This is a genomic window from Empedobacter sp. UBA7252, assembly GCF_002472765.1.
GTDB classification, from domain to species: domain Bacteria; phylum Bacteroidota; class Bacteroidia; order Flavobacteriales; family Weeksellaceae; genus Empedobacter; species Empedobacter falsenii_B.
On record NZ_DKSQ01000046.1, the window covers coordinates 11,214 to 32,371 of the forward strand.

Consider the following 21,158-nt stretch of genomic DNA (forward strand, 5'->3'; position numbering starts at 1 on the left):
ACCACCTTGACGATTGCCGCCTTGACCTCCTGGGCGATTTCCTCCTTGTCCTTGACCTCCTTGACGGTTGTTATTATTTCCTCCTCCATGGTTGTTATTACCACCTTGGCGGTTATTATTATTTCCTCCGTGGTTATTGTTACCACCTTGACGATTATTATTGTTTCCTCCGTTTTCTCCAGCTTTTGCTACATCTTCTGGTTTAACGTTTTTCTGGATACGTTTGCGCTTTTTCTTGTCAGCAGCGTTATTAGCACCTTTTTGATTCCCTTTTTTATCGTCAGTTTTTTTCTTATCAAATTTAGATAAGTCAATCTTTGCACCTGTAAAATTAGGTCCATCTAATTTTGTGTAGACAGTTTCAATTTTTTGAGGTTCAACTGCTGCTACTTCTTCAATTTCTTCTTTCTTCACTTCAGGCTTCGCTTCCGTTTTTATTTCAGGCTTTCTAACCTCTTCCACCTTTTTAGGTTCTTCTTTCTTCACCTCTTTTTTAACTTCCGCCTTCGGTGCTTCCGCCTTTTTAGGTTCTGCTTGCTCTTTTTTAGGAGCTGGAGAATCTTGCTTTTTAGGTTTACCTGTATTATTTATTTTATCAAGATCAATAACTTTTATCACTTTCGGTCCTTTCGGTTCCTCTTTTGATTCAGTTTTAGGTTCAGCTTTTGGTGCCTCCTCTTTCTTGATTTCTTCTTTCTTCACCTCTTCTTTTGCCGCAGATTTTTCTACTTTGGCTTTAGGTTTCAAAGCATCTAAGTCTATTTTTCCAACAGTCTTTGGTCCTTCCAATTCAACTTTCGTCGTTTCAATGATTTCAGGTTTCTTTTCTACTGGTTTTTCAGTTGCAGCTTTTGCCTCTGCTTCTTTTTTCTCAGCGGCTTTGATATCTGAAATTTTGTTAATGACTACTTCACCGGAAGCTTGCTTTTGTTTAGCATCAGATCGGAACTCATTAACTAAAATATCGTAAGTTGGCACGTCGATTTTAGAGTTCGGATTTTTTTCTACTGTTGTACCCTTCCCTTCTAAAAAATCAACAGCTCTATCTATTGATATATTTAATTCTTTTAATACTTTACTTAATCTTATTGTTTCCGACATATGAAGCTAATCTCTTATTTTAATGTTTGCAAATGTATGAATTGTTTATGACTTGAGTATGAATTAATCTTCAAACTCTTCTTTTAACACACGGATTACGTCTAAGATCGTCTCTTCTTCTAAATCCGTACGTTTAATTAAATCATCAACATCTTGTTCTAAAATACTTTTGGCAGTATCTAACCCGATAGCACTAAATGCATCGATTACCCATGCATCGATTTCGTCTGAGAATTCTGATAATTCTACGTCTTCGTCTTGGGCTCCTTCTCTGAAAATATCAATTTCCATTCCAACTAATTTAGAAGCTAAACGAACATTGTAACCTCCTTTACCAATTGCTTTCGAAACTTCGTCTGCATTTACGTAAACTAAGGCTTTGTTTTCTTCTTCATTAATTTCGATATTCGAAATTTTAGCTGGGCTTAAAGCACGTTGAATAAACAAACTCATGTTATTTGTGTAGTTAATTACGTCGATATTCTCGTTACGTAATTCGCGTACAATTGAATGGATACGAGATCCTTTCATTCCAACACAAGCTCCTACTGGATCGATACGATCGTCGTAAGATTCTACTGCTACTTTTGCTTTATCTCCAGGGATACGAACTACATTTTTGATTGTAATTAATCCGTCTAAAATCTCTGGAATTTCTTGTTCAAATAATTTCTCTAAAAATTTTGGTGATGTTCTAGATAAAATAATTTGAGGTTTTGCTCCTCTCAATTTTACGTCATCTACAACAGCACGTAATGTATCTCCTTTTCTGAAAAAATCTGATGGTATTTGATTTTCTTTTGGTAAAATCATTTCGTTTTGTTCGTCATCCATTATAATCACTTGTTTGTGACGTACATAATGGATTTCTCCCGTAACTACTTCTCCGATTAAACCTTTAAATTTTTCGTATAAATTAGAATTATCATGCTCCATTACTTTAGACACCAATGTTTGGCGTAAAGTTAAAATTGCACGACGACCTAATGCTTCGATCGGAATTTTTTCCGATACTTCTTCACCTACTTCAAAATCTGGCTCAATTTTACGTGCTTCAGATAATTCGATATCTGTTGCGTCGTCTTCTGAAAAACCGTCTTCTACAACGATACGGTTGTGCCAAATCTCTAAGTCTCCTTTATCAGGATTTACAATAATATCAAAGTTATCATCTGTACCATATTTCTTTTTCAAAACACTTTTCAGGGTATCTTCTAAGATTGCCATAAGCGTAATACGGTCGATGTTCTTATCGTCTTTAAAATCTCCAAAAGATTCAATTAATGCAAGATTGTCCATTAAACTTTAATTTTTTTAAAAGGTGACTTTTATAATCGCTTTCTTGATGTCAGCGTAATTTATTTTTTCTTTATGTTCTACTGTAATTTTTCCTTTTCCAACAGGTTTTGGTTCGCGCGCTTCCCAAAAAATTGTAACACCTTCTTCATCGGCTTCTACAATTTCGCCTTCCATCACTTTGTCGCTTAATGTAGCTTCTAAAGTTCTTCCTACATTTTTGACAAATTGGCGTGACATGGTTAGGTTACTTCCTACACCAGGAGAGGAAACCTCTAATGCAAAATCACATTCTTCTCTATCAAGATTGTGCTCTACATATCGGCTTATTCTTACAATTTCTTCGACTGAAAGACCTTCGTCTCCATCTGCTAAAATTACAATTTTATCATCTGGAGTGATTTTCCAATCGATAAGAAACAATGACGGATTTTCCGCTATTGCTTCGTCTATCAGCTGTTTTACTTTATTTGAATCCATATACAACGAAAAAGAGAGCTATAACCAGCCCTCCTCCATTTATTCCTTTAAATTCTTTGCAAATATACATCATTTTTTTTTATTGACCTAATTTCAACCATTTAATCTGATTAATTCATCAGTTGATATACAAATATTCCGATAAAGATTAACGTTAATATAATGTCGTAACCTGTTGTTAAAATAAATCCTACAAAAGATCCGAAAGCAGATTTTAATGCAACTTTAGGCGAAGCCGCAGTAAAAACCAATTCGCCTAATAATGCTCCCAGAAAAGGACCTACGATAAACCCGATTGGTGGAAAAAATAATCCGATGATTAATCCTACAATAGATCCCCAAATCCCGTATTTGGTTCCACCTAATTTCTTGGTCATGTAAGCTGGTAATAAATAATCTAAAAGCGCACCTAATAACACAAAAAGTCCTGCAATAATTATCGTTCCCCAATTGTAACTACAATCACTACTGAATTTAAAAACCAATAATCCGACCAATGCCAAAGGTGCTCCTGGTAAAGCTGGCAAAACAGTTCCGACCAAACCAACAACCAATAAAATTCCACTAATAAGATTTAGTATACTATCGTTATCCATTATTTTAGTATTTTTAAAACTGTAACTTTGCACAAACAAATCTATTTAAACTCAATTAACAGCTTATGCAAGATAAATCTTTTTATGAAGAATTTTCTGATGGTGTAAAATTTTTTTTCAATCAATATTTCAAAATTGATTTATCCGAAAATCTTTTTACCTTTTTAGAAATTGTTACTTGGATAGCTATTCTTTTTGTGATAGATTTTGTGCTAAGAGTTATTATTCTTCCGCTTCTAAAAAAATTAAAGAATTTCACCGAAAACGATTGGTTGAAGTTTTTGTACAAAAACAAAGTCTTTCTTTCAGCTATTCATCTTGTTCCAATCAGTTTTGCATTAAGCATGAATGTTATTTTGTTCAAGAATGAAGGAAATATTTTTCATGTTGTTCAACGCATTACACAACTTATTTCATTAATCGTTTTTACGCAACTTATTTTCCGAGTTATCAATACAATTATTGATGTGTACAACGAAGAAAATAGTTATACAACAGTTGGAGTGCGAACTTTTGGGCAAATGTTGAAGTTTATTATCACATTTTTTGCGATTATTTCTGGAATAATGATTTTGTTTACGGTTGATAAAAACACAATTATTACCGTTCTCGGAGCTTTAACCGCAGCTGTTTTATTGATTTTTCGTGATGCAATTTTCGGATTTGTTTCTGGTTTGCAAATCTCCTATTCTAAAATTGTAAAAGTTGGCGATTGGATTACCGTTTCCAAAGGCGATATTGAAGGAACAGTAAAAGAAATTAACATCAATTTAGTAAAAATTGAGAAGTTTGATAAATCTATTGCAACGGTTCCAACTGTAGATTTGGTATCGTCTCAGGTAACCAATCATATGGCGATGTTGGCAACTGAAACACGTCAAATAAAACGTTCTGTTTCGTTTAATGTAAATTCGTTTCAGTTTTGTAACGAAGAAATGTTAAATCGTTTCGAAAATATTACTTTAATTCATCATTATATTCAACAAAAACGTCACGAAATCTCTATCTATAATCAAAACATTGAAAATTCTGATTTAGATATTAATGGTAAAAACTTAACCAATATTGGTGTTTTTAGAATTTATGTTGAACATTATTTAAAAAGTTTGAAAACAGTTTCGCAAAATGATCCAATTATCGTAAAACAATTACCTGTTTCTCCGCTTGGAATGCCCTTAGAAATTGGATGTTTTACAACTTCGGCAAGCAATTTGGAGTTTGAAAGAATTCAGTCTGATATTTTCGATCATTTGTTAACAGCTTGTCGTAAATTTGACTTAGAAATTATGCAAAGCATTTCGCTTTCTGATATAAAAAAATTATAATATAAAATCATGACTAAATTAAGTGTTAATATAAATAAAATTGCTACAATTCGTAATGCGCGTGGTGGAAATACGCCAAATCTTGTAGAAGCGGCAATCAAAATTCAGGAATTCGGAGGACAAGGAATTACGATTCATCCGCGTCCAGACGAACGTCATATTCGTTACCAAGATGTCTACGATTTGAAACCTGTTGTAACAACTGAATTTAATATTGAAGGAAAACCGATTGATAGTTTTATGGAATTGGTTTTAAACTCAAAACCAGAACAAGTTACCTTGGTTCCTGATGCAGAAGATGCGATTACATCAAACGCTGGTTGGGATACAATCAAACATTTTGATTATTTAACAGATGTGATTAAAACGTTTAAAGATGCTGGAATCAGAACTTCTATTTTCTTAGATCCAAATCCTGCTTTAATTGAAAGTGCTGCGAAAACTGGTGCTAATCGAATCGAGTTGTACACAGAAGAATTTGCGACGCAATACGGTTTAGGAAATCTTGACGCAATTCTTCCTTATAAAGAAACGGCAAAATTAGCAATCGAAAATGGATTGGCTGTAAATGCTGGACACGATTTGAGTTTAGATAATATTGAATATTTTATTCGCGAAATTCCAACAATTGCAGAAGTTTCTATTGGTCACGCGTTAATTTCTGAAGCTCTATATTTAGGTTTAGAAAATACGATACAAGCGTATTTACGTAAAATTGAATTAGCAAATTTGTAGAAAATGGCAGAAATCTTACATAGCAAAATTGTCGGCTCTGGTGAAAAACATTTATTGGTTTTTCATGGATTGTTTGGACAATTGGATAATTGGAGCACATTAGGAAAACATTTTGGCGAATATTTTACAACACATTTGATTGATTTACGCAATCATGGACGTAGTTTTCATAGCGAAGATTCTTCTTTAGCAGCGATGGCACAAGATATCGTGAATTATATGGATGCAAATTCTATTGAAAAAGCACATTTGTTGGGACATTCGCTTGGCGGAAGAATTGTGATTGATTTTGCGATGATTCATCAAAATAGATTAGATCATTTGATTGTTGTGGATATGGCACCAAAAGCGTATCAACCTCATCATAATGCGATTTTCAAAGCGTTGAAATCTGTTAATTTTGATCAAGTTGAAACTCGAAAAGATGTAGAAACGACTTTGGAACAATATATTCCTGAAATTGGTGTGCGACAATTTTTGTTGAAAAACGTTTACCACGCCGATAATGGAAAATATGCTTTTCGATTCAATTTAGATGTTTTAGATAAATTTTACCAAGAAATGGTTGGTTCTGAATTGTTAAAAGGCAAATTTGATGGTCCAACTTTATTTTTGGGTGGTGCAAATTCAAATTACATTATGCCAGAAGATGAAATGATTATCAAGGAACGTTTTCCAAATGCGGAAATCAAGAAAATTGCAAATGCAGGACATTGGTTACATGCTGAAAATCCGAAAGATTTTACAGCAGAGGTTTTGAACTTTTTGTTGAATAAATAATTTAAAAAAGCGAGGCTCAAAATTTGAACCTCGCTTTTTTTTATATCTGATTGTCATTCCGGTCTTGTCGAAGAATCTATTTTTAACTCAATTTATTTTCTCTCAACAACGACCAATAAATCATAGTTGAATCTCGACTCAATTCAGAGAAATTTAGTTTTGTCAAAAGTTTCGTTGAACCAATATTTTCTATCAAACAACAAGCGGTTACTTCTTCTAAAGTTTCTTTTGTAAATGCCCAATTTATCAATTCCGCAGCTGCTTCAGCGGCAAAACCTTGTTTTCTTTCTGCTTCGATAATTCCATAACCAATATCACAACTTCTTCCAACAAAATTATAACCTTTAAAACCAATGTCACCAATTATTTCTCGTGTTGATTTCTTGATAATCATCCACGATTCGAAACCTGTTGGTGCGTCAACTTTAGACAAGTTTACAATAATTCGAGGCAATGTTTCTATTACATCTGCATCTGGCCAACCTTTTCCTCTAACTAAATTTAATTGCTCTAATTCGGTATAATTATTCTGTAATATATTTTCGCAAATGGAAATCGTGAACGGCATCAAAATTAATCGTTCGCTACACAATTCCGTTACTTGTAAACTTTCTAAATGCATAATTGATGAAATTTTATAACTTCAAAATGTATCAACTCATCTTTCATTAATTTTTGAGAAGAATAAATCAACAATTCAATGTTTTTGAATGTAAATCTTACCAAATAATCTCTTCCCTGAAATTTTGATGAAATTACTTTTCCTTCAAATTTTCCATTTTCAGAAATTGTAATTTCTTCTGGATAAATCACAATTTTAGACGAATCAATTCCTAAATCTTGCGAATCATCCAACACATTTACATAACCAAAAAGTTTGGCCACATAAGCTGTTGCAGGAGAATTTCGCACATTCTCGACCTCATCAAACTGAATCATTTTTCCGTTTTGCAAAACTAAAATTTTATCCGAAGTATAAAAAGCATCATTCAAATCATGCGTTGTAAAAATCACTGTAATTTGATGCGCTTTACACCAATCCATAATTTTTTCTCGAATGGTTAATTTTAATATTTGATCTAAATTAGAAAAAGGTTCATCCAACAACAAAATTTCGGGTTGTTGTGCCAAAGCTCGTGCAATAGACACACGCTGTCGCTGACCACCACTCAACTTATTCGGAAAAATATGTTTATACTCTAACATTTCAACAACCGTTAACGCTTCGTCAATTTGTTGTTGTTTAAGCTCTAAATCAAAATTACTTAAAAATTTCCCGACATTCTCACCAACCGTTACAAAATCTAACAAATCATAATCTTGCGCTACGTATTTCATCATCTTATGACCTGGAATCAAGTTATAAGCAGGTCCGCGTAATTTTTTGGTATGATAGTAAATTTCTCCTTCTTTAAAATCCAACAATCCATAAATCAATTTCAGTAAAGTTGATTTTCCACTTCCACTTTCTCCGATAATACTTACCACTTCGCCTTTGTTAACTGCAAAATTGATGTTATCGAGTACTTTTTCTTCGAAATCTGGATAATTATAACTGAGTTGTTTTACGTTTAGCACGATTGAATAATTTTTCTTATGTTTGGCTAAGGTATTAGATTTATTCAATATGAAATAATTGTTTAATTATTTCATTTATTGATATAAATCAATATCAACTATTAATTTATATTATAGTTTTGTAAAAGAAAAAATTAAAAAAAGCAATATGAAAAAATTATTCTTAGGATTGGCTGTTGTTTCTGCTGTTGCATTAACTTCTTGTGGAGGAAAAACTGAAACTAAAGCTGCAACTGAAGCTCAAGAAGGAGCAACATCAACTGAAGGAGCTGCAGAATATGCTGTTGATACAACTGCATCTGTTGTAAATTGGAAAGGTGGAAAAACTTTTGACGATATTAACAAACCAGAAGAAGGTCACTACGGAGTTGTAAAATTAAAAGAAGGTTCTGTAAAAGTACACGACGGAGTTTTAGAATCAGGAAAATTTGTTGCTGATTTTGCTTCTTTCGAATCTAAAGATTTAGATGCTGATGCAGAAAGCAAAGGAAAATTAGATGGACACTTAAAATCTGCTGATTTCTTAGACGTTGAAAAATTCCCAACTGCAACTTTCGAAATTACAGGAGTTAAAACTTTAGAAGGTGGAGATTACAATTCAGAAATTTCTGGAAACTTAGATTTCCGTGGAGTTCCTAAAAATGTAACTTTCAAAGCTAATGTAACTGTTGATGCGAATGGTGTAACAATCAAATCTGAAGAATTCGGAATTAACCGTAAAGATTTCGGAATTGCATTCGTAGGTGCTGGAGGTTCTATCATAAAAGACGAAGTTTTATTACAAGTAGATTTATCAGCTAAACCAGCTGCTGCAACTGAAGAAGCTGCAAAATAATCGAATTGAATATTCATAAAATAATAGAAGCCATTTATCTTAGATAGATGGCTTTTTTGTTTTAGAGGCGAAAAAATATAATTTCTCTCATTTTTTTTGTGATAATTAATTGAACTTAATTATATTCGTACTCATAATTAATAACATACATTAACAAAACAATGAAAACAATTAAGTTCTTCCATCCGGATGAAACATTTAATTATAATATTGAAAAATCGTTATGCAAAGTCGTTTTTCAAGGAAATAAAAAATGTTTGTTGGTCGAAATACATTCGACTGATGACTTAGAACACGTAGAAGGCGATTCGTTACAAAACGATTTTCCTCAACTTTCTTTATTTATTGATGATTTTCCTTTGGATGTAGAATCTGTAGAAGAATTAAACGGTAAAAAAGTTTCTATTCCTTACGGTTTTGCCGAGGAAGAAGACGAAGAAGGTGAAACTGTGGAAGTATATTATACAACGTTGAATGTTTCGGAAGAAGATTACGAAACGGTAAACAACGAATTAACTTTTAGTGTAAACGACAAAGGAATTTTGACCTTGAATTGGAAAGGTGAAGTGCAAGATTTTGTAGAAGAATCTGAAAAAGATATTCCTTTCGAAATAGAATGTACATTTGAAGAATTCGAATTCACGGAAGACGATTTTGAATAAAAAAAATACAACAAAAACCTCTCAATTTAGAGAGGTTTTTTTAATCACTATAAATTATGAAAAAGTTTACTTTAACTCATCGATTATTACATTGGACAATCGGAATATCGATGATAATGCTTTTCTTAACTGGCTTTTTGAGAATGGAATGGATGAGCAAGAAAAATCTTTCTGCTTTAATTACCAATGAAGTTTCAAAAGAAGGTTTAAACATTTCTGACGCTACTTTAAAAACAATTGGAAGAAGTTCTTTAGAACCAATGTGGCAATGGCACGAAATATTTGCTTATATCGCTTTAGGTCTTTTTGCTGCCCGAATTGTTTATATGCTGATAAAGGGAATCCGATTTCCTAATCCCTTGAAAAGTCATTCAACATCCGAAAAGTTTCAGGGAATAATTTATATGATTTTCTATTTATTAATGCTAATTAATATTGTGACAGGATTTTATTTAATGTGGGGAAATGGAACTTACAAAGACCCAATGGAAGAACTGCATAAAACTGCAATTTATTGGTTTCCTATCTTTTTTATTATTCATCTCATTGGAGTTATTATCGATGAAGTCAATAAAAATTCTGGAATTGTTTCTAAAATGATAAATGGTAAAGATTAAAAATAGAAAAAGACACTTTATAAAGTGTCTTTTTTATTTAAACATTTGATATATTTTATCTTTTTCGTAACCTTCGATAGTTACTTTTTGATCAGTACTATAAAATGTATATTCTCTACGATTATCCGTATCTATAATATAATTCGGAAAAGATTTATTTGGTCTTTGCATTCTTGCTTCTTTGAGATTTTTTCGATCTTTGTTAGAAATCAAAAAAGTCTTTTTATCAAGAATCAAAAAGTAATATTCTTTTTCTAAAGAATAATAGTTGCTTGAAGATTTTACAGTTAAGATTAATTTATTATCCTTTACTTGATAAGTTCCTTCAGCAAAACCATAATCAGCATTATTGATTTCTTTACCGTTTTTATCTAACTCTACAATACAGCTAAGAAAAACAGACTTGTATTGAAATTGTTGGTTGTTAAACAATTTCAATTCAGAATTGCTATTAAAACCTTCTAATTTAAAGATTAAAGGAGTCGTCAATACTAATTTATCTTGCGCTTTTGTATTAATTGCAAATAAAAATAATAATCCAACCAATAATTTATTATACAAATTCATATAACTGATTAACAATTATATAAATTTAAAGAAAATTATTTTCCTTTCATAAAAATCCAAGCCAATAAACCCCAACCGATAATCATGAATAATCCTCCAAGTGGCGTAATTGGTCCTAAAAATTTAAGGTTTGCATTCCAATGTTCTGCGAATGACAATAAATAGATACTTACAGAAAAAACAAATGTTCCGGCAATTAAACACCAAGCTGCAGAGCGTTCTAATCCGCTATTAAATTGAAAATACATTCCAACAGCTAACAAGACGATTGCGTGATACATTTGGTAACGTACCCCAACTTCAAAACTTGCTAATTTTTCGGCAGGTAAAATTTTCTTGAACGCATGAGCTCCGAAAGCGCCTAATATAACCGCCGTCATTCCGTATAATGAAGCGATTGTCAACACAAGATTTTTCATAAATTATCTCTTTTTATTTTATTCAGATTTCTTTTTTCCTGCCACAAAATCTTTCAAATAATATGGCTCGAAATACGCAACATCTTCAAATGATTTTTGATTAAACTTTTCTTCCGCAACACGAATCATATCTTTTGCCGATGGAAAAGTTTGTATAAACGTAGCATCTAAATGCGCTAAAACTTCTTGACATTTTTCTGCTCCATCACCCACAAAAATAATTTTATTTCCTTTCAATTCTTCAAAAGAAGTTTCATCGATTACTTTAGCTTCTGTTTCTGTTAACTGATTTCCTTGCTTATCAAACAAAGCTGTATAGACTTCCATTCGTCTTGCATCAATCATCGGAATGATATAATCGACCTCTTGATTCAATTGTGATTCCGCCAAAATTTGCAACGAATTAATCGCCATCAATGGAATATCAGAACCATATGCAAAACCTTTAGCAGACGAAACGCCAATACGCAAACCTGTGTAAGAACCTGGACCTTTTGAAACACAAACCGCCTCGATATCTTTCCAATTTATTTGCGCACCTTCCACACACCAATCCACAAACTGATTCAGTTTTTCGCCATGTGCATAATTTTCATCACTTTCTTCAACCAAACATAGTTGAACGCCATCTTTAGCAATCGAAACCGAACAATTTTTTGTTGAAGTTTCTAAATTTAAGATTGTTGCCATGCTGCAAAGATACATCACGAAAGTTAGATGATTTATGTTTGATAAGATGATTTTCTTTCGGAAATAGAGAAAATAGTTAGCTTTAATCGATTTCTTTGACCAATTCTAATCTGTCCACAATAGAATTTTGTTCTAAAATAGTTCCTGGAGAAAGAACTGCATTTGCTCCAATTTTTGAATCGTCTCCTACCAAAGCTCCAAATTTCGTTACACCAGTTGAAATAATTTGATCGTTGACTTTTACAGAAATGTTTTAACAATACGTTCATTGTAATGATTCGCACAAATAGAACCAGCCTCAAAATTTACATTTTCACCAATTAAACTATTTCCAACAAAATTGAAGTGAGCTATTGCTGATTTTTCAAAAAGAATTGCTTGTTTTACTTCTGATCCCGGACCAACAATAACCGAATTCGTAAGAAAAATTGGTCCACGTAAATAGGCATGCGCTCCGATAAAACAATTTTCTGAAATAATAATTGTTCCTTTTAGTGTAACTCCTTTCTCTACAGTTGCAGATTTATGAATCGCAACATTACCTTCGATCCTATAATCATCAGATAGTTGCTGAATTTTATTCGTAAGAATTTCTTCTTAATTATCTACGATTTCCCAAGGTTGCTGATTTGCATTTTCTGGAAAGTGAGACAAAAAACTTTTTACGTAATCTTGAATATTTATCATTTCTAAATTTAAAAAATCTAGAAATAAATTATATCAAAAAAAGGTTATTAAAATAGTTAAACCTCTATTTCTCCTCCAACGTTATTGGAACGCCAGCATAGAAATCTAATACTTTTTGTTTAAAAATGTAATTGTATTTCGCTTGCAACATTTGCGATTCTGCAACCATCATATCATTACGCGAACGGTTAAAATCGTATTGATTAATGACTCCAGCATTGTAAGATTTTTGTGCAAAATCGTATGAAATTTTCGCATATTTTACCGCTTCTTTCGACGAGTCGTATGACGCATAAGAACTATTTACTTCGAAATACGCAGATTGAACATTTTTCAGCACATCTTGTTTCGATTGTAGAAGGTCAACTTTTGCTAAATCCTCGTTGATTAATGCTTTCTGAATATTAATTTTATAGGAATATTGATTCCAAATTGGAATACTCACACCAACTCCAAAAACGCCTGTTACATTATGTCCTAATTGCTCTAATAATGCATCTTGACGTAATCTTTTATTGAAATATTGTAGATAATTCGTTCCGAAATTGAAACTTCCTGTCACTTTTGGAAATAATGAAGTTCGCGCGATTTGAGTTTCTTTCGCAGCAACATCAATTTGCAATTCGGCATGTTTTACAGAAGGCTGATTTTGATAAGCCGTTTCTACCACATCATCCAAATTATACAATTGAGACGTTACATTATCTGGAATTTTGACATCAGTTACAGCAAAATTTCGGTAATCATTTAATTGCAACAACATCGCTAAATTGAACAATGCACGCTCTATTTCGATTTGTGCATTTACCACTTCACGTGTATTTGTCGCGACTTCAGATTCAGATTGAGCAACAACAGATTGAGCTACTGAACCAGCTTTGAATTTCTTTTGATTTTGATCCAATAATTGTTTCGAAATAGTTAGATTTCCTACTGCAACTTGTTTCAATTCTTTGTTCAATAAAACCGCCAAATAATAATTTGCAACTTGTAACGAAATATCATTTATCGTCATCGCAGTTTGTACTTTCGACGCTTCTAATTCCAAAGCAGCTTTGTCTTTATTCAATTGAACAACTCCACCATTGTAAATATTGATGCTAGATTGTACGCCAAATGAATGCGCAAATTGATAATATCCCTTTTCTATTGTTGGATTATAAGTTCCGATAGTAAAGTTAGTATCTACATAACCCGAAACCGTTGGCAACCAAGCGTTATAGGTTAATTCTAAATTTTTATTAAAAATTTCTTGGTTGATGGTATTCTGTTGAACAGTCAAATTATTTTTCGAAGCATATTCAATACATTTTTCAATTGTCCATCCTTCTTGGGCAAACGAAGGAAGAGAAGTAATAAATAGTAAAGTAAAAAATAATTGTTTCATAGACTATTCTTGTCAGAAAATTAAAGATATAAAATAAGTCGAATTTCTAACCAAAATGTTACGAAATTCGACTTAAAGTTTTTATTTGGTTAAAATCTTAACCTTTAATTTTTGAAGCAATTGCGAATTCTTCTGCAAAAGCAGCGATTCTTTCTGCAACTTCTTTTTCCTCTGTTGCTCTTTCGTAAGAACTAGACATTGAAATTAAAATTTGGTGAAAGAAACGTTTCATATCATCTTGTGTCATTTCTTTTGTCCACAAATCGATACGCAAAGCCTCTTTTGCTTTATCATCCCAAACAGAAAGTAACATTGCTTTTGTTTCTTCGTGACTAATTCCACCGTCTGGTGCATTCCAAGTCATTTTTTCTGGTACGTGATTTTCGTCCAATTCAATCTCTACCGTAATATTTGTTGTTCTCATAACTTCTAATTATTAGTTTATTTCACAAAATGGTAAACTTTACCATCAATTGTTTTTGTTGTATAATTTGTTGAATTATTACTTTCTAAAGCTGGCTTATATTTAGAATCTTTGAAGATTTTTTGACCATCCATATCATCTAACAAAGCTTTCAATTCTACCTTCGGATTCTCTTTCATGTATTGGCGAATAATTTGCAAACCAATCCAAGCCGCAATTCTTCCTGGAGAATCTTGTTCTATTTCATTATTAAATTTTGAAAATGGACTAACTGCTAAAAAGCGTTTATCCAAAGAAGCATCTGAACTGAATACATAATTTTGCTCCACAAAAAAGTTCCAAATTTGACCTTCGTTCTCAATACACCACTGAATTTGTTCTGGCGTGTAACCAACTTTATATTCGTCTGGTGTATCTGTTAACAATGCATCTTGCAAAATCAATTTCTTCCCTTCATAAATCATTTTATCAATAAATAATTGATTTCTTGGGCTAAATGTTACCACATCATTCGCAATTGCATCAACAGCTTGAGAAGGCAAACGATTAAAATCTAAATTTGTGCGTAAATAACGTTCTACGCCAATGCTATCATATAATTTATTCTTTGACCCCAAATACGCATCCATCGCAATAAACATCAAGCCAGATTGCTGACTAAACATCACAGGATAATCTATATTTTGTAAACCTGATGAATAGGTATAAACCGTCGGAATTTTATATTCTGGAAAATAAAATTGGTAACGTTGAAACATCGGAGTTAACGATTCATTTAAGTTTTTAAAATCTCCAAAAACCTTTCGAGATTGTCCATAAATACTCAATTCTTCTTTATTACGACGTTGACTTTCCCATACATCATCCGCAGTTTTTGCATCAAAAAAGAAAGGATAATCTTTTCGTAAAGTCGCTAAAGGAATCGAATCGTTAAAAAAATCTTGGCTGATATCATGAATATTCAACTGAACATTTTGTTCTTTGACATCCACTTCCCACGATTTTTCTTTTTTGCACGCAGTAAATAAAATTAAACTCGCAAAAGCTAAGCCATATACAAATTTCATTGCTTGGTTATTTAGCTAACAAAAATAGTAAAATAATCTGTAGTATTTTCAACCCTAATTTTTTTCATAATCTGCTATCTTTGAAATAAATTATTAAACTATGCAAACTGAAAAAGTTGTAGAATATATTGTTTCTTGGTTGAAAGATTATTTGGAAACAGCGCACCAAAAAGGCTTTGTGATTGGAATTTCGGGCGGAATTGATTCGGCTGTAACCTCAACACTTTGTGCGATGACAGGCTCCCCTTTACTTAATTTGGAAATGCCAATTCATCAAGAAAAAAATCAAGCGGATAGAGCAAAACGTCATATTGAATGGTTAAAAAATAAGTTTTCGTCGCCAATCGATTCGATAGAAGTTGATTTAACCTCAACTTTTGATGCAATGGTTTTGGCTTTACCAGAAACGGAAACAACGGATAAAGTGAATTTAGCCTTGGCCAATACACGCTCTCGTTTGCGTATGACAACACTTTATTATTTTGCTGGTTTACACAATTATTTGGTTGCAGGAACAGGAAATAAAGTCGAAGATTTTGGCGTTGGTTTTTATACGAAATATGGTGATGGCGGTGTAGATCTTAGTCCAATTGCTGATTTGATGAAATCGGAAGTGTATAAAATTGCTGAGTTTTTAGGAGTTAATACAGATATTCAAAAAGCAAAACCAACAGATGGTTTGTTTGGTGATGATCGTTCGGATGAAGATCAATTAGGTGCAAATTACGATGAATTAGAATGGGCAATGAAAGCGAAAGAAGCTGGAAAAACTGCAAATGAATTTGAAGGTAGAGAAAAAGAAGTATTCGAGATTTATTCCAGATTAAATCGTATTAACCAACATAAAATGGTTCCAATTCCGATATGTGATATTCCTGAGGAGTTGATGAACTAAGCGGTAAGCACAATTAATTTTTTCAATATAAAAGCAAGCGAAAGGTTGCTTTTTTTTATTTTGATGTGATGTTGAAACGAGTTCAATATGACTTACGTATAAATGTCATTCTGAATAAAACGTTAGTAGAATGAAGAATCGAAGATTCCTCCTAACGTCGGAATGACATTTTCTTAGTTTACACTTGAATAAGTCAAAAAGATAAGAAAAACAAAAAACTCAGTAATACTACTGAGTTTTTTTATGTTGTAAATAATATGCTATTGCGATATATGCGAGGGAGATTCCGGATAAGTTTGCCATTAAATCGACAAAATCAAAACTACGATGAAGTGATGTTAAAATACCTTGCAAAATTTCGATAAGAAAACTTACCAAAAACGGAATTATCATCAAGCGCAGAGTTGTTATTTTGTATGCGACAAATAACAAAATCGTCATCATCCCAAACATTCCACAATGTACAATTTTATCTAAATTATCAATCTCCAAAAAGATTTCTAATTCTTTGATTGTGCTTAATTTCGAGAAATTTTCTTGTGGAAGTAGCGTCAGATAAAACACCAACGCTACATATGCAAAGAATATTATTTTTTTTGTCTTATGCACCAATTAATTCTCCGTAAGCAGCTGCGTCTAATAAAGCATCTAATTGAGAAGCATCTTCAATTTTTACTTTGATAATCCACCCTTTTCCGTAAGGATCAGTGTTGATTAATTCTGGCTCACCTTCTAATTCAGTGTTAAATTCTACAACTTCACCGCTAATTGGCATAAATAAGTCAGAAACTGTTTTTACTGCTTCTACTGTTCCAAATACTTCTTCTTGACCTAAAGTTTCTCCTTCTGTTTCTACGTCAACATAAACAATATCTCCTAACTCTCCTTGTGCGAAAGCTGTAATACCGATTGTTGCTACATCTCCTTCTACAGAAATCCACTCGTGATCTTTACTGTACTTTAAATTGTTTGGAATGCTCATAATGTTTGTTTTATTGTTTTTTTAATTTCCGAATGTAAAGGTAGCACTAAATCCGGCACGAATTTGAGAAATTGGAAAAGCTGTTGAAATTTTATATTTACTCATCATCTGATCCCAATAGAATCTCAAGTTCAAATTCTTACTTACGTTATAATCTGCCGTTATCTTAAACGTCATAATTCGCTGTCCACCTGTAATTTGCGAATCTCCATAAATACTTGTTGGTACGTTTGGATTTTGTACGTCATCAAAGTTATAAATTACTTTTCGAATTGTTGTTTGATTATCTCTTAATGAGAAATCTCCACGAATATTTAAGTCACCTTTGATTGTTTTCTGATTTCCTTGGTAACGAATCTTCATTTTGAAATCTTTGAAAATATACCCAAATCCAATAATATATTCAGATCCATAATCTTCTGTATACGTATAATTTGTTGTACTTAATGATAATAAACGATCTCTGTTATATTGTGCACGTAATTGCATACTGTTACGGAATGTTAAATCCACTCCCAATAATGGTGAAAATGATTCGATCATCGTAACCGCTCCATATAAATTCTGTGTATAGAAGTTTCCGTTTTCATCTTTACCAGTCACTTGTCCACCACCCATAATTCCTGTATCTAACATAAAGTTTGGATTGGACTGAATACCAGTTGTTGTATATGTCGAATTATATGAACTCGAAACCTCAACATTATCAAAATATTTATTAATAATTGGAACAGATTTCAATCCTGTGTACGTTACGCGCCAATTCGGAACTGGAATAGAACGATTGTACCCTAACTTAGACGAACCTGCATCTTTTCCTTGGACTGCCGCTAAAAAGGCTGGTAAAAGTACATCAGAACTTCTTGCATTAAATCCTTCATAATAACCCAATCCATCAACATTTCCACTACCTCTTTTCTGTGCTAAACGTCCAGAAATAGTTTTAGTATTTGTTAGGAATTGCTCAAAAATTGCATCTCCATCTTTGAAAGCTGTTTTGATATTAACAGTTGAAATATTAAGATTTGCTAATTCATCGATGTAAAGATTTTCGACTGCTAAATTAAATCCTGAATGATAAATACGACGATCTTTTGTGCGTTTTGCATTCAAATCAATTCGTAAATCTGGAATAGGCTCAATTAAAGCAGTTCCATTAAAATCAGAACCTTTTGTAATTTGATACGCATCTGTCATCAATTCATCACCAACAATCAATCCTCTTTCGACTAATTGTCGTTTGATATCGAATTGCGTTCCATAAACAAAACCTAAAGTTGGTCCATTTTTACCATCAACACCAAAGAAACCTGGCTCATACAATAATCCTGGAATTACAGCTCCATTTGTCTGATTATACGTAAAATTAGCACGCTTTAGTGATGATAAAACCATCCAACCATAATCTTTTGCTGTAAATTTATGTTTGAATTTATAAGCTGATTTCTTATTTGTACGACGTTTTTTAGCAAATAAATTTGTATAAACTGTATTCAACGAATCTATTTCTGCTCGACGTCCTTTTAAGATCGAATCGTAACGTTTATATCCTTTAAATTCTGGATAAAATTTTGCAAAATCTAAATCTCCCATCAAGTTGATCGAATTCGAGTTTTGAGCTGTACCTCTACCTAAATTCGCAATTCGTGTTGATGTAGAACCATCAGGATTTGTAACTTCTGTCTCAAAATTTCTGTAAGCTGTAGAAGTTGCAATCCAGTTATAATTCGAAGTAAATCCAGCTTCAACATTCATCCAATTTAAATATGGGAAGAATTTTAAAGGTAATTTATAATTCACCTGAAATTGTTGATCATACTGAACTGGACGTCCAATTGTGAACATATTTTGCCAAATCATATCTTGATCTGCACGCTGGAAAGTTGTTCCATCATTCAATGTCATTGTCGAAGATGTTAAATCTAAACGCAACGATTTTGTCAAATCAAAACCTAAATTATATTGCCAATTGAACAAGAAATTGTTACTATATGTCGGACGAATTAAACTCGATGAGCTTCCTCCACCTAAATATTGACTGATATCTCGATATTGTCTTTCACTGTAGGTACGCGCAATCTCTGTACGGAAAGAGAAACGTGTTGGCAAAGGATTCACATTAAATTCACGAATAAATTGTAAATATTTTCCTGATTCCTCTTTTGGTTGAACCGCACGCCATTTTTTGAAAGGCTCGTACGATTTTCCTCTAAATCCGTAATTATAATTAATCGACGCTCTTAATTGTTGGTTGATGTTATATTGCGTGTAAATATCACGGTAATAATTATCCGAATACATCATCGAAACTGAAAAGTTAGATGGATCATAGAAACGAACAGGGTTGTTGTTATTTGTTGATCTAACTTTTCGAATATTATTAAAAGCAAAACTTTTGAACTGCGTATAAGTACGAACAACTTTTTCTAATTCAGCTTTATTAGGCGCTTCATCAAAAATAATATCATTGTCTAATGGATTATATTTTGGATCGACAAAACTTTCCTGAATTGTAAAATCGAACGGAATTTCCATTCCCCATTTCTTTGGTAAGAATTTGTCTAATTTTACTTGTGCATTCAACGCATATTGTAATGATTCGTCCTGATTACGATTTGCAGGACCTTGATCTATCGCACCAAAACCTACAGAACTTGTGCTTCCAGAAACTTGTACATTCGCAAAATCACCTAAATTGAACTGCACATTTGCTGAAGCTGCATAACCACCTTGGTTATCAATTTCGCTTAAACGAAGTTCATTTACCCAAAGTAAAACTTCTTTATCAGACGGTCCAGAAGTGTTACGAACCCCAATCATAATTGAAGAGACATTACCCAATGTTGGACGACCTTTTACATAAACCGTTTTGTTTGGATTCTCTTGATCAAAAGCAAAATTGAAACGTTGCAATGTACTGAAACCATCAGCATCCCTTTGTTTTTTAGCATCTGTAAACAAATCTGTATTCAGATCGATAAAGTTTTCATCTGGCCAAACTGTGCTTTCTGTTGCAGAACTTTGTGGCGTATATTTCAACGGCATTTCATATTCATAGTAATTATCTGTATAATCACTACCTACACGAATAAATAATTTTGTACCATTATCAATCGCATTTGACGCTCTATCTAATAAGTTTTGAGCAGATACAAACATTTGCAACTTTTTGTATCGACGCAAATCTAAATTTGTATTCTTAAAAATAGCTTTTGAAGTACTTCCTGGTTTAAACTTCGCCTTCAATGTCATCGAAGCTTCGTTCTGAGATTGATATCCCGTTGTTCCTTGAGTTTGTTCACGATAAACTCCAGGAGGAATCATATAACGAGGACGATCTGTACCATTTCGTTCGATACTTACCTCACCAATTTCTAAATCATCAATATTTTTATCCTCCTCATAACCTTCTTGATTACTAATGATATAAGGATAAATGTTTTTTGTATAACGACGCCATTCAGAACGAACTAAATCAAAAGTACCAAAACGTAGAGTTGTTTCTTCCTCGAAACCTCGCATCACCATACGCATAAAACGAGCAGCTGTTAACACACTTTCTGCTTGTGCAATAGACGCATCATTGTTTAACTCTTCTACTCCATCTCCGTCAAGATCTAAATCAAAGTTATCAACAGGAATACGAACTTGATACCATTTTACATCATGTTTCGTTTTGTCAGGAAATTCTCCCTGAACCGTTTTTCTTGCAACAATAAATTTATTGTTTGGATCTTCTAACGTTTGACGGTTAATTTTTAATGTATACTGATTATAGTTTTCTGTCTGATCTAAATTGAAATCACCATTAATATCTTCTGTATCTGGCGTTAAAGATGATGCATGTAAAGGATTATCAGTTGAATTATTTCCTTGTGGATTTCTGAAATAACGGTAACGATCTTGAACCGTATTCCCGATTGATGCACCTCTAAAGCGATCATCTAAGAAGAATAAATAATTATCATTTGCAGGATCTAATTCTCCTGTCACTAAATTATTACTCGTAATTCCATAACGTTGCGCTTCTTCCTC

General features: G+C 32.6%; 21 protein-coding genes and 1 pseudogene. 7 read left to right on the forward strand and 15 right to left on the reverse strand.

Features of this window, described 5'->3' with window-relative positions; translation table 11 throughout:
* From B2X73_RS06675 to B2X73_RS06690, 4 genes and pseudogenes are all read right to left on the reverse strand, one after another.
* Nucleotides 1-1,101 (reverse strand): annotated as a pseudogene (locus tag B2X73_RS06675) (translation initiation factor IF-2); the annotation flags it as partial.
* Nucleotides 1,102-1,164: 63 nt separating this feature from the next.
* Complete coding sequence (gene nusA, locus B2X73_RS06680) at nucleotides 1,165-2,400, reverse strand: transcription termination factor NusA (protein ID WP_291096068.1); 1,236 nt, start codon at nucleotides 2,398-2,400, stop codon at nucleotides 1,165-1,167.
* Between the two features lie 15 nt (nucleotides 2,401-2,415).
* On the reverse strand, nucleotides 2,416-2,877 hold the full coding sequence (rimP, locus tag B2X73_RS06685; protein WP_291096070.1) for a ribosome assembly cofactor RimP: 462 nt from the start codon (nucleotides 2,875-2,877) through the stop codon (nucleotides 2,416-2,418).
* Between the two features lie 110 nt (nucleotides 2,878-2,987).
* Nucleotides 2,988-3,473: a DUF456 domain-containing protein gene (locus tag B2X73_RS06690; protein ID WP_291078241.1), complete on the reverse strand. Its 486-nt coding sequence runs from the start codon at nucleotides 3,471-3,473 to the stop codon at nucleotides 2,988-2,990.
* Between the two features lie 65 nt (nucleotides 3,474-3,538).
* Here B2X73_RS06690 and B2X73_RS06695 point away from each other — a divergent pair, with 65 nt between their 5' ends.
* The 3 genes from B2X73_RS06695 to B2X73_RS06705 are packed head-to-tail and all read left to right on the forward strand — an operon-like array spanning nucleotide 3,539 to nucleotide 6,313.
* The gene (locus B2X73_RS06695) at nucleotides 3,539-4,798 is read left to right on the forward strand and encodes a mechanosensitive ion channel family protein (RefSeq protein WP_291096072.1); all 1,260 of its coding nucleotides are present in this window, start codon (nucleotides 3,539-3,541) and stop codon (nucleotides 4,796-4,798) included.
* 9 nt (nucleotides 4,799-4,807) lie between these two features.
* Nucleotides 4,808-5,533 (forward strand): pyridoxine 5'-phosphate synthase, encoded by a 726-nt coding sequence (locus B2X73_RS06700; RefSeq protein ID WP_291049654.1) that lies wholly within the window; start codon nucleotides 4,808-4,810, stop codon nucleotides 5,531-5,533.
* A 3-nt stretch (nucleotides 5,534-5,536) separates the two neighbouring features.
* Nucleotides 5,537-6,313 carry an alpha/beta fold hydrolase gene (locus B2X73_RS06705; RefSeq protein ID WP_291051625.1) on the forward strand — a complete coding sequence of 259 codons (777 nt, stop codon included), beginning with the start codon at nucleotides 5,537-5,539 and terminating at the stop codon, nucleotides 6,311-6,313.
* 82 nt (nucleotides 6,314-6,395) lie between these two features.
* On the opposite strand, the gene B2X73_RS06710 is transcribed toward B2X73_RS06705, so the two are convergent.
* Both B2X73_RS06710 and B2X73_RS06715 read right to left on the reverse strand, forming a co-directional pair.
* Nucleotides 6,396-6,935, reverse strand: a complete 540-nt coding sequence (locus B2X73_RS06710) for a GNAT family N-acetyltransferase (RefSeq protein WP_286495302.1) — start codon at nucleotides 6,933-6,935, stop codon at nucleotides 6,396-6,398.
* Nucleotides 6,926-7,939 (reverse strand): ABC transporter ATP-binding protein, encoded by a 1,014-nt coding sequence (locus B2X73_RS06715; RefSeq protein ID WP_291096074.1) that lies wholly within the window; start codon nucleotides 7,937-7,939, stop codon nucleotides 6,926-6,928. The genes B2X73_RS06710 and B2X73_RS06715 overlap by 10 nt, the downstream gene beginning before the upstream one ends.
* Nucleotides 7,940-8,039: 100 nt before the next feature.
* Between B2X73_RS06715 and B2X73_RS06720 the strand changes: the two genes are divergently transcribed.
* The 3 genes from B2X73_RS06720 to B2X73_RS06730 all read left to right on the forward strand — a co-directional run bounded on the left by B2X73_RS06720 (nucleotide 8,040) and on the right by B2X73_RS06730 (nucleotide 10,005).
* Nucleotides 8,040-8,726, forward strand: a complete 687-nt coding sequence (locus tag B2X73_RS06720) for a YceI family protein (RefSeq protein ID WP_291049664.1) — start codon at nucleotides 8,040-8,042, stop codon at nucleotides 8,724-8,726.
* Nucleotides 8,727-8,887: 161 nt separating this feature from the next.
* The gene (locus tag B2X73_RS06725) at nucleotides 8,888-9,388 is read left to right on the forward strand and encodes a hypothetical protein (RefSeq protein ID WP_038335039.1); all 501 of its coding nucleotides are present in this window, start codon (nucleotides 8,888-8,890) and stop codon (nucleotides 9,386-9,388) included.
* Between the two features lie 56 nt (nucleotides 9,389-9,444).
* The gene (locus tag B2X73_RS06730) at nucleotides 9,445-10,005 is read left to right on the forward strand and encodes a cytochrome b/b6 domain-containing protein (protein WP_291096076.1); all 561 of its coding nucleotides are present in this window, start codon (nucleotides 9,445-9,447) and stop codon (nucleotides 10,003-10,005) included.
* A gap of 33 nt (nucleotides 10,006-10,038) precedes the next feature.
* On the opposite strand, the gene B2X73_RS06735 is transcribed toward B2X73_RS06730, so the two are convergent.
* The 6 genes from B2X73_RS06735 to B2X73_RS06765 all read right to left on the reverse strand — a co-directional run bounded on the left by B2X73_RS06735 (nucleotide 10,039) and on the right by B2X73_RS06765 (nucleotide 15,246).
* Nucleotides 10,039-10,572 (reverse strand): hypothetical protein, encoded by a 534-nt coding sequence (locus tag B2X73_RS06735; protein ID WP_291096078.1) that lies wholly within the window; start codon nucleotides 10,570-10,572, stop codon nucleotides 10,039-10,041.
* Between the two features lie 35 nt (nucleotides 10,573-10,607).
* A complete protein-coding gene (locus B2X73_RS06740) occupies nucleotides 10,608-10,991 on the reverse strand; it encodes a DUF423 domain-containing protein (RefSeq protein ID WP_135834881.1) in 384 nt (127 codons plus the stop codon).
* A gap of 18 nt (nucleotides 10,992-11,009) precedes the next feature.
* Nucleotides 11,010-11,681 (reverse strand): tRNA (adenosine(37)-N6)-threonylcarbamoyltransferase complex dimerization subunit type 1 TsaB, encoded by a 672-nt coding sequence (tsaB, locus tag B2X73_RS06745; protein WP_221854258.1) that lies wholly within the window; start codon nucleotides 11,679-11,681, stop codon nucleotides 11,010-11,012.
* Nucleotides 11,682-12,432: 751 nt separating this feature from the next.
* Nucleotides 12,433-13,755, reverse strand: a complete 1,323-nt coding sequence (locus B2X73_RS06755; RefSeq protein ID WP_221854259.1) for a TolC family protein — start codon at nucleotides 13,753-13,755, stop codon at nucleotides 12,433-12,435.
* A 97-nt stretch (nucleotides 13,756-13,852) separates the two neighbouring features.
* A complete protein-coding gene (gene gldC, locus B2X73_RS06760; RefSeq protein WP_038335027.1) occupies nucleotides 13,853-14,179 on the reverse strand; it encodes a gliding motility protein GldC in 327 nt (108 codons plus the stop codon).
* Nucleotides 14,180-14,196: 17 nt separating this feature from the next.
* The gene (locus B2X73_RS06765) at nucleotides 14,197-15,246 is read right to left on the reverse strand and encodes a gliding motility protein, GldB (protein WP_219033845.1); all 1,050 of its coding nucleotides are present in this window, start codon (nucleotides 15,244-15,246) and stop codon (nucleotides 14,197-14,199) included.
* 100 nt (nucleotides 15,247-15,346) lie between these two features.
* On the opposite strand from B2X73_RS06765, the gene nadE reads away from it, so the two are divergent.
* The gene (gene nadE, locus B2X73_RS06770) at nucleotides 15,347-16,141 is read left to right on the forward strand and encodes an NAD(+) synthase (protein ID WP_286495309.1); all 795 of its coding nucleotides are present in this window, start codon (nucleotides 15,347-15,349) and stop codon (nucleotides 16,139-16,141) included.
* Between the two features lie 228 nt (nucleotides 16,142-16,369).
* Here the strand turns inward: nadE and B2X73_RS06775 are convergent, their stop codons facing one another.
* From B2X73_RS06775 to sprA, 3 genes are all read right to left on the reverse strand, one after another.
* Entirely contained in the window at nucleotides 16,370-16,750 is a 381-nt protein-coding gene (locus B2X73_RS06775; protein WP_221854263.1) for a VanZ family protein, read from the reverse strand.
* Complete coding sequence (gcvH, locus tag B2X73_RS06780) at nucleotides 16,743-17,123, reverse strand: glycine cleavage system protein GcvH (RefSeq protein WP_038335019.1); 381 nt, start codon at nucleotides 17,121-17,123, stop codon at nucleotides 16,743-16,745. Before gcvH ends, B2X73_RS06775 begins: the two co-directional genes overlap by 8 nt.
* A 21-nt stretch (nucleotides 17,124-17,144) precedes the next feature.
* Nucleotides 17,145-21,158 (reverse strand): cell surface protein SprA (sprA, locus tag B2X73_RS06785; protein WP_291096081.1); only part of this gene is annotated, 4,014 nt, incomplete at its 5' end.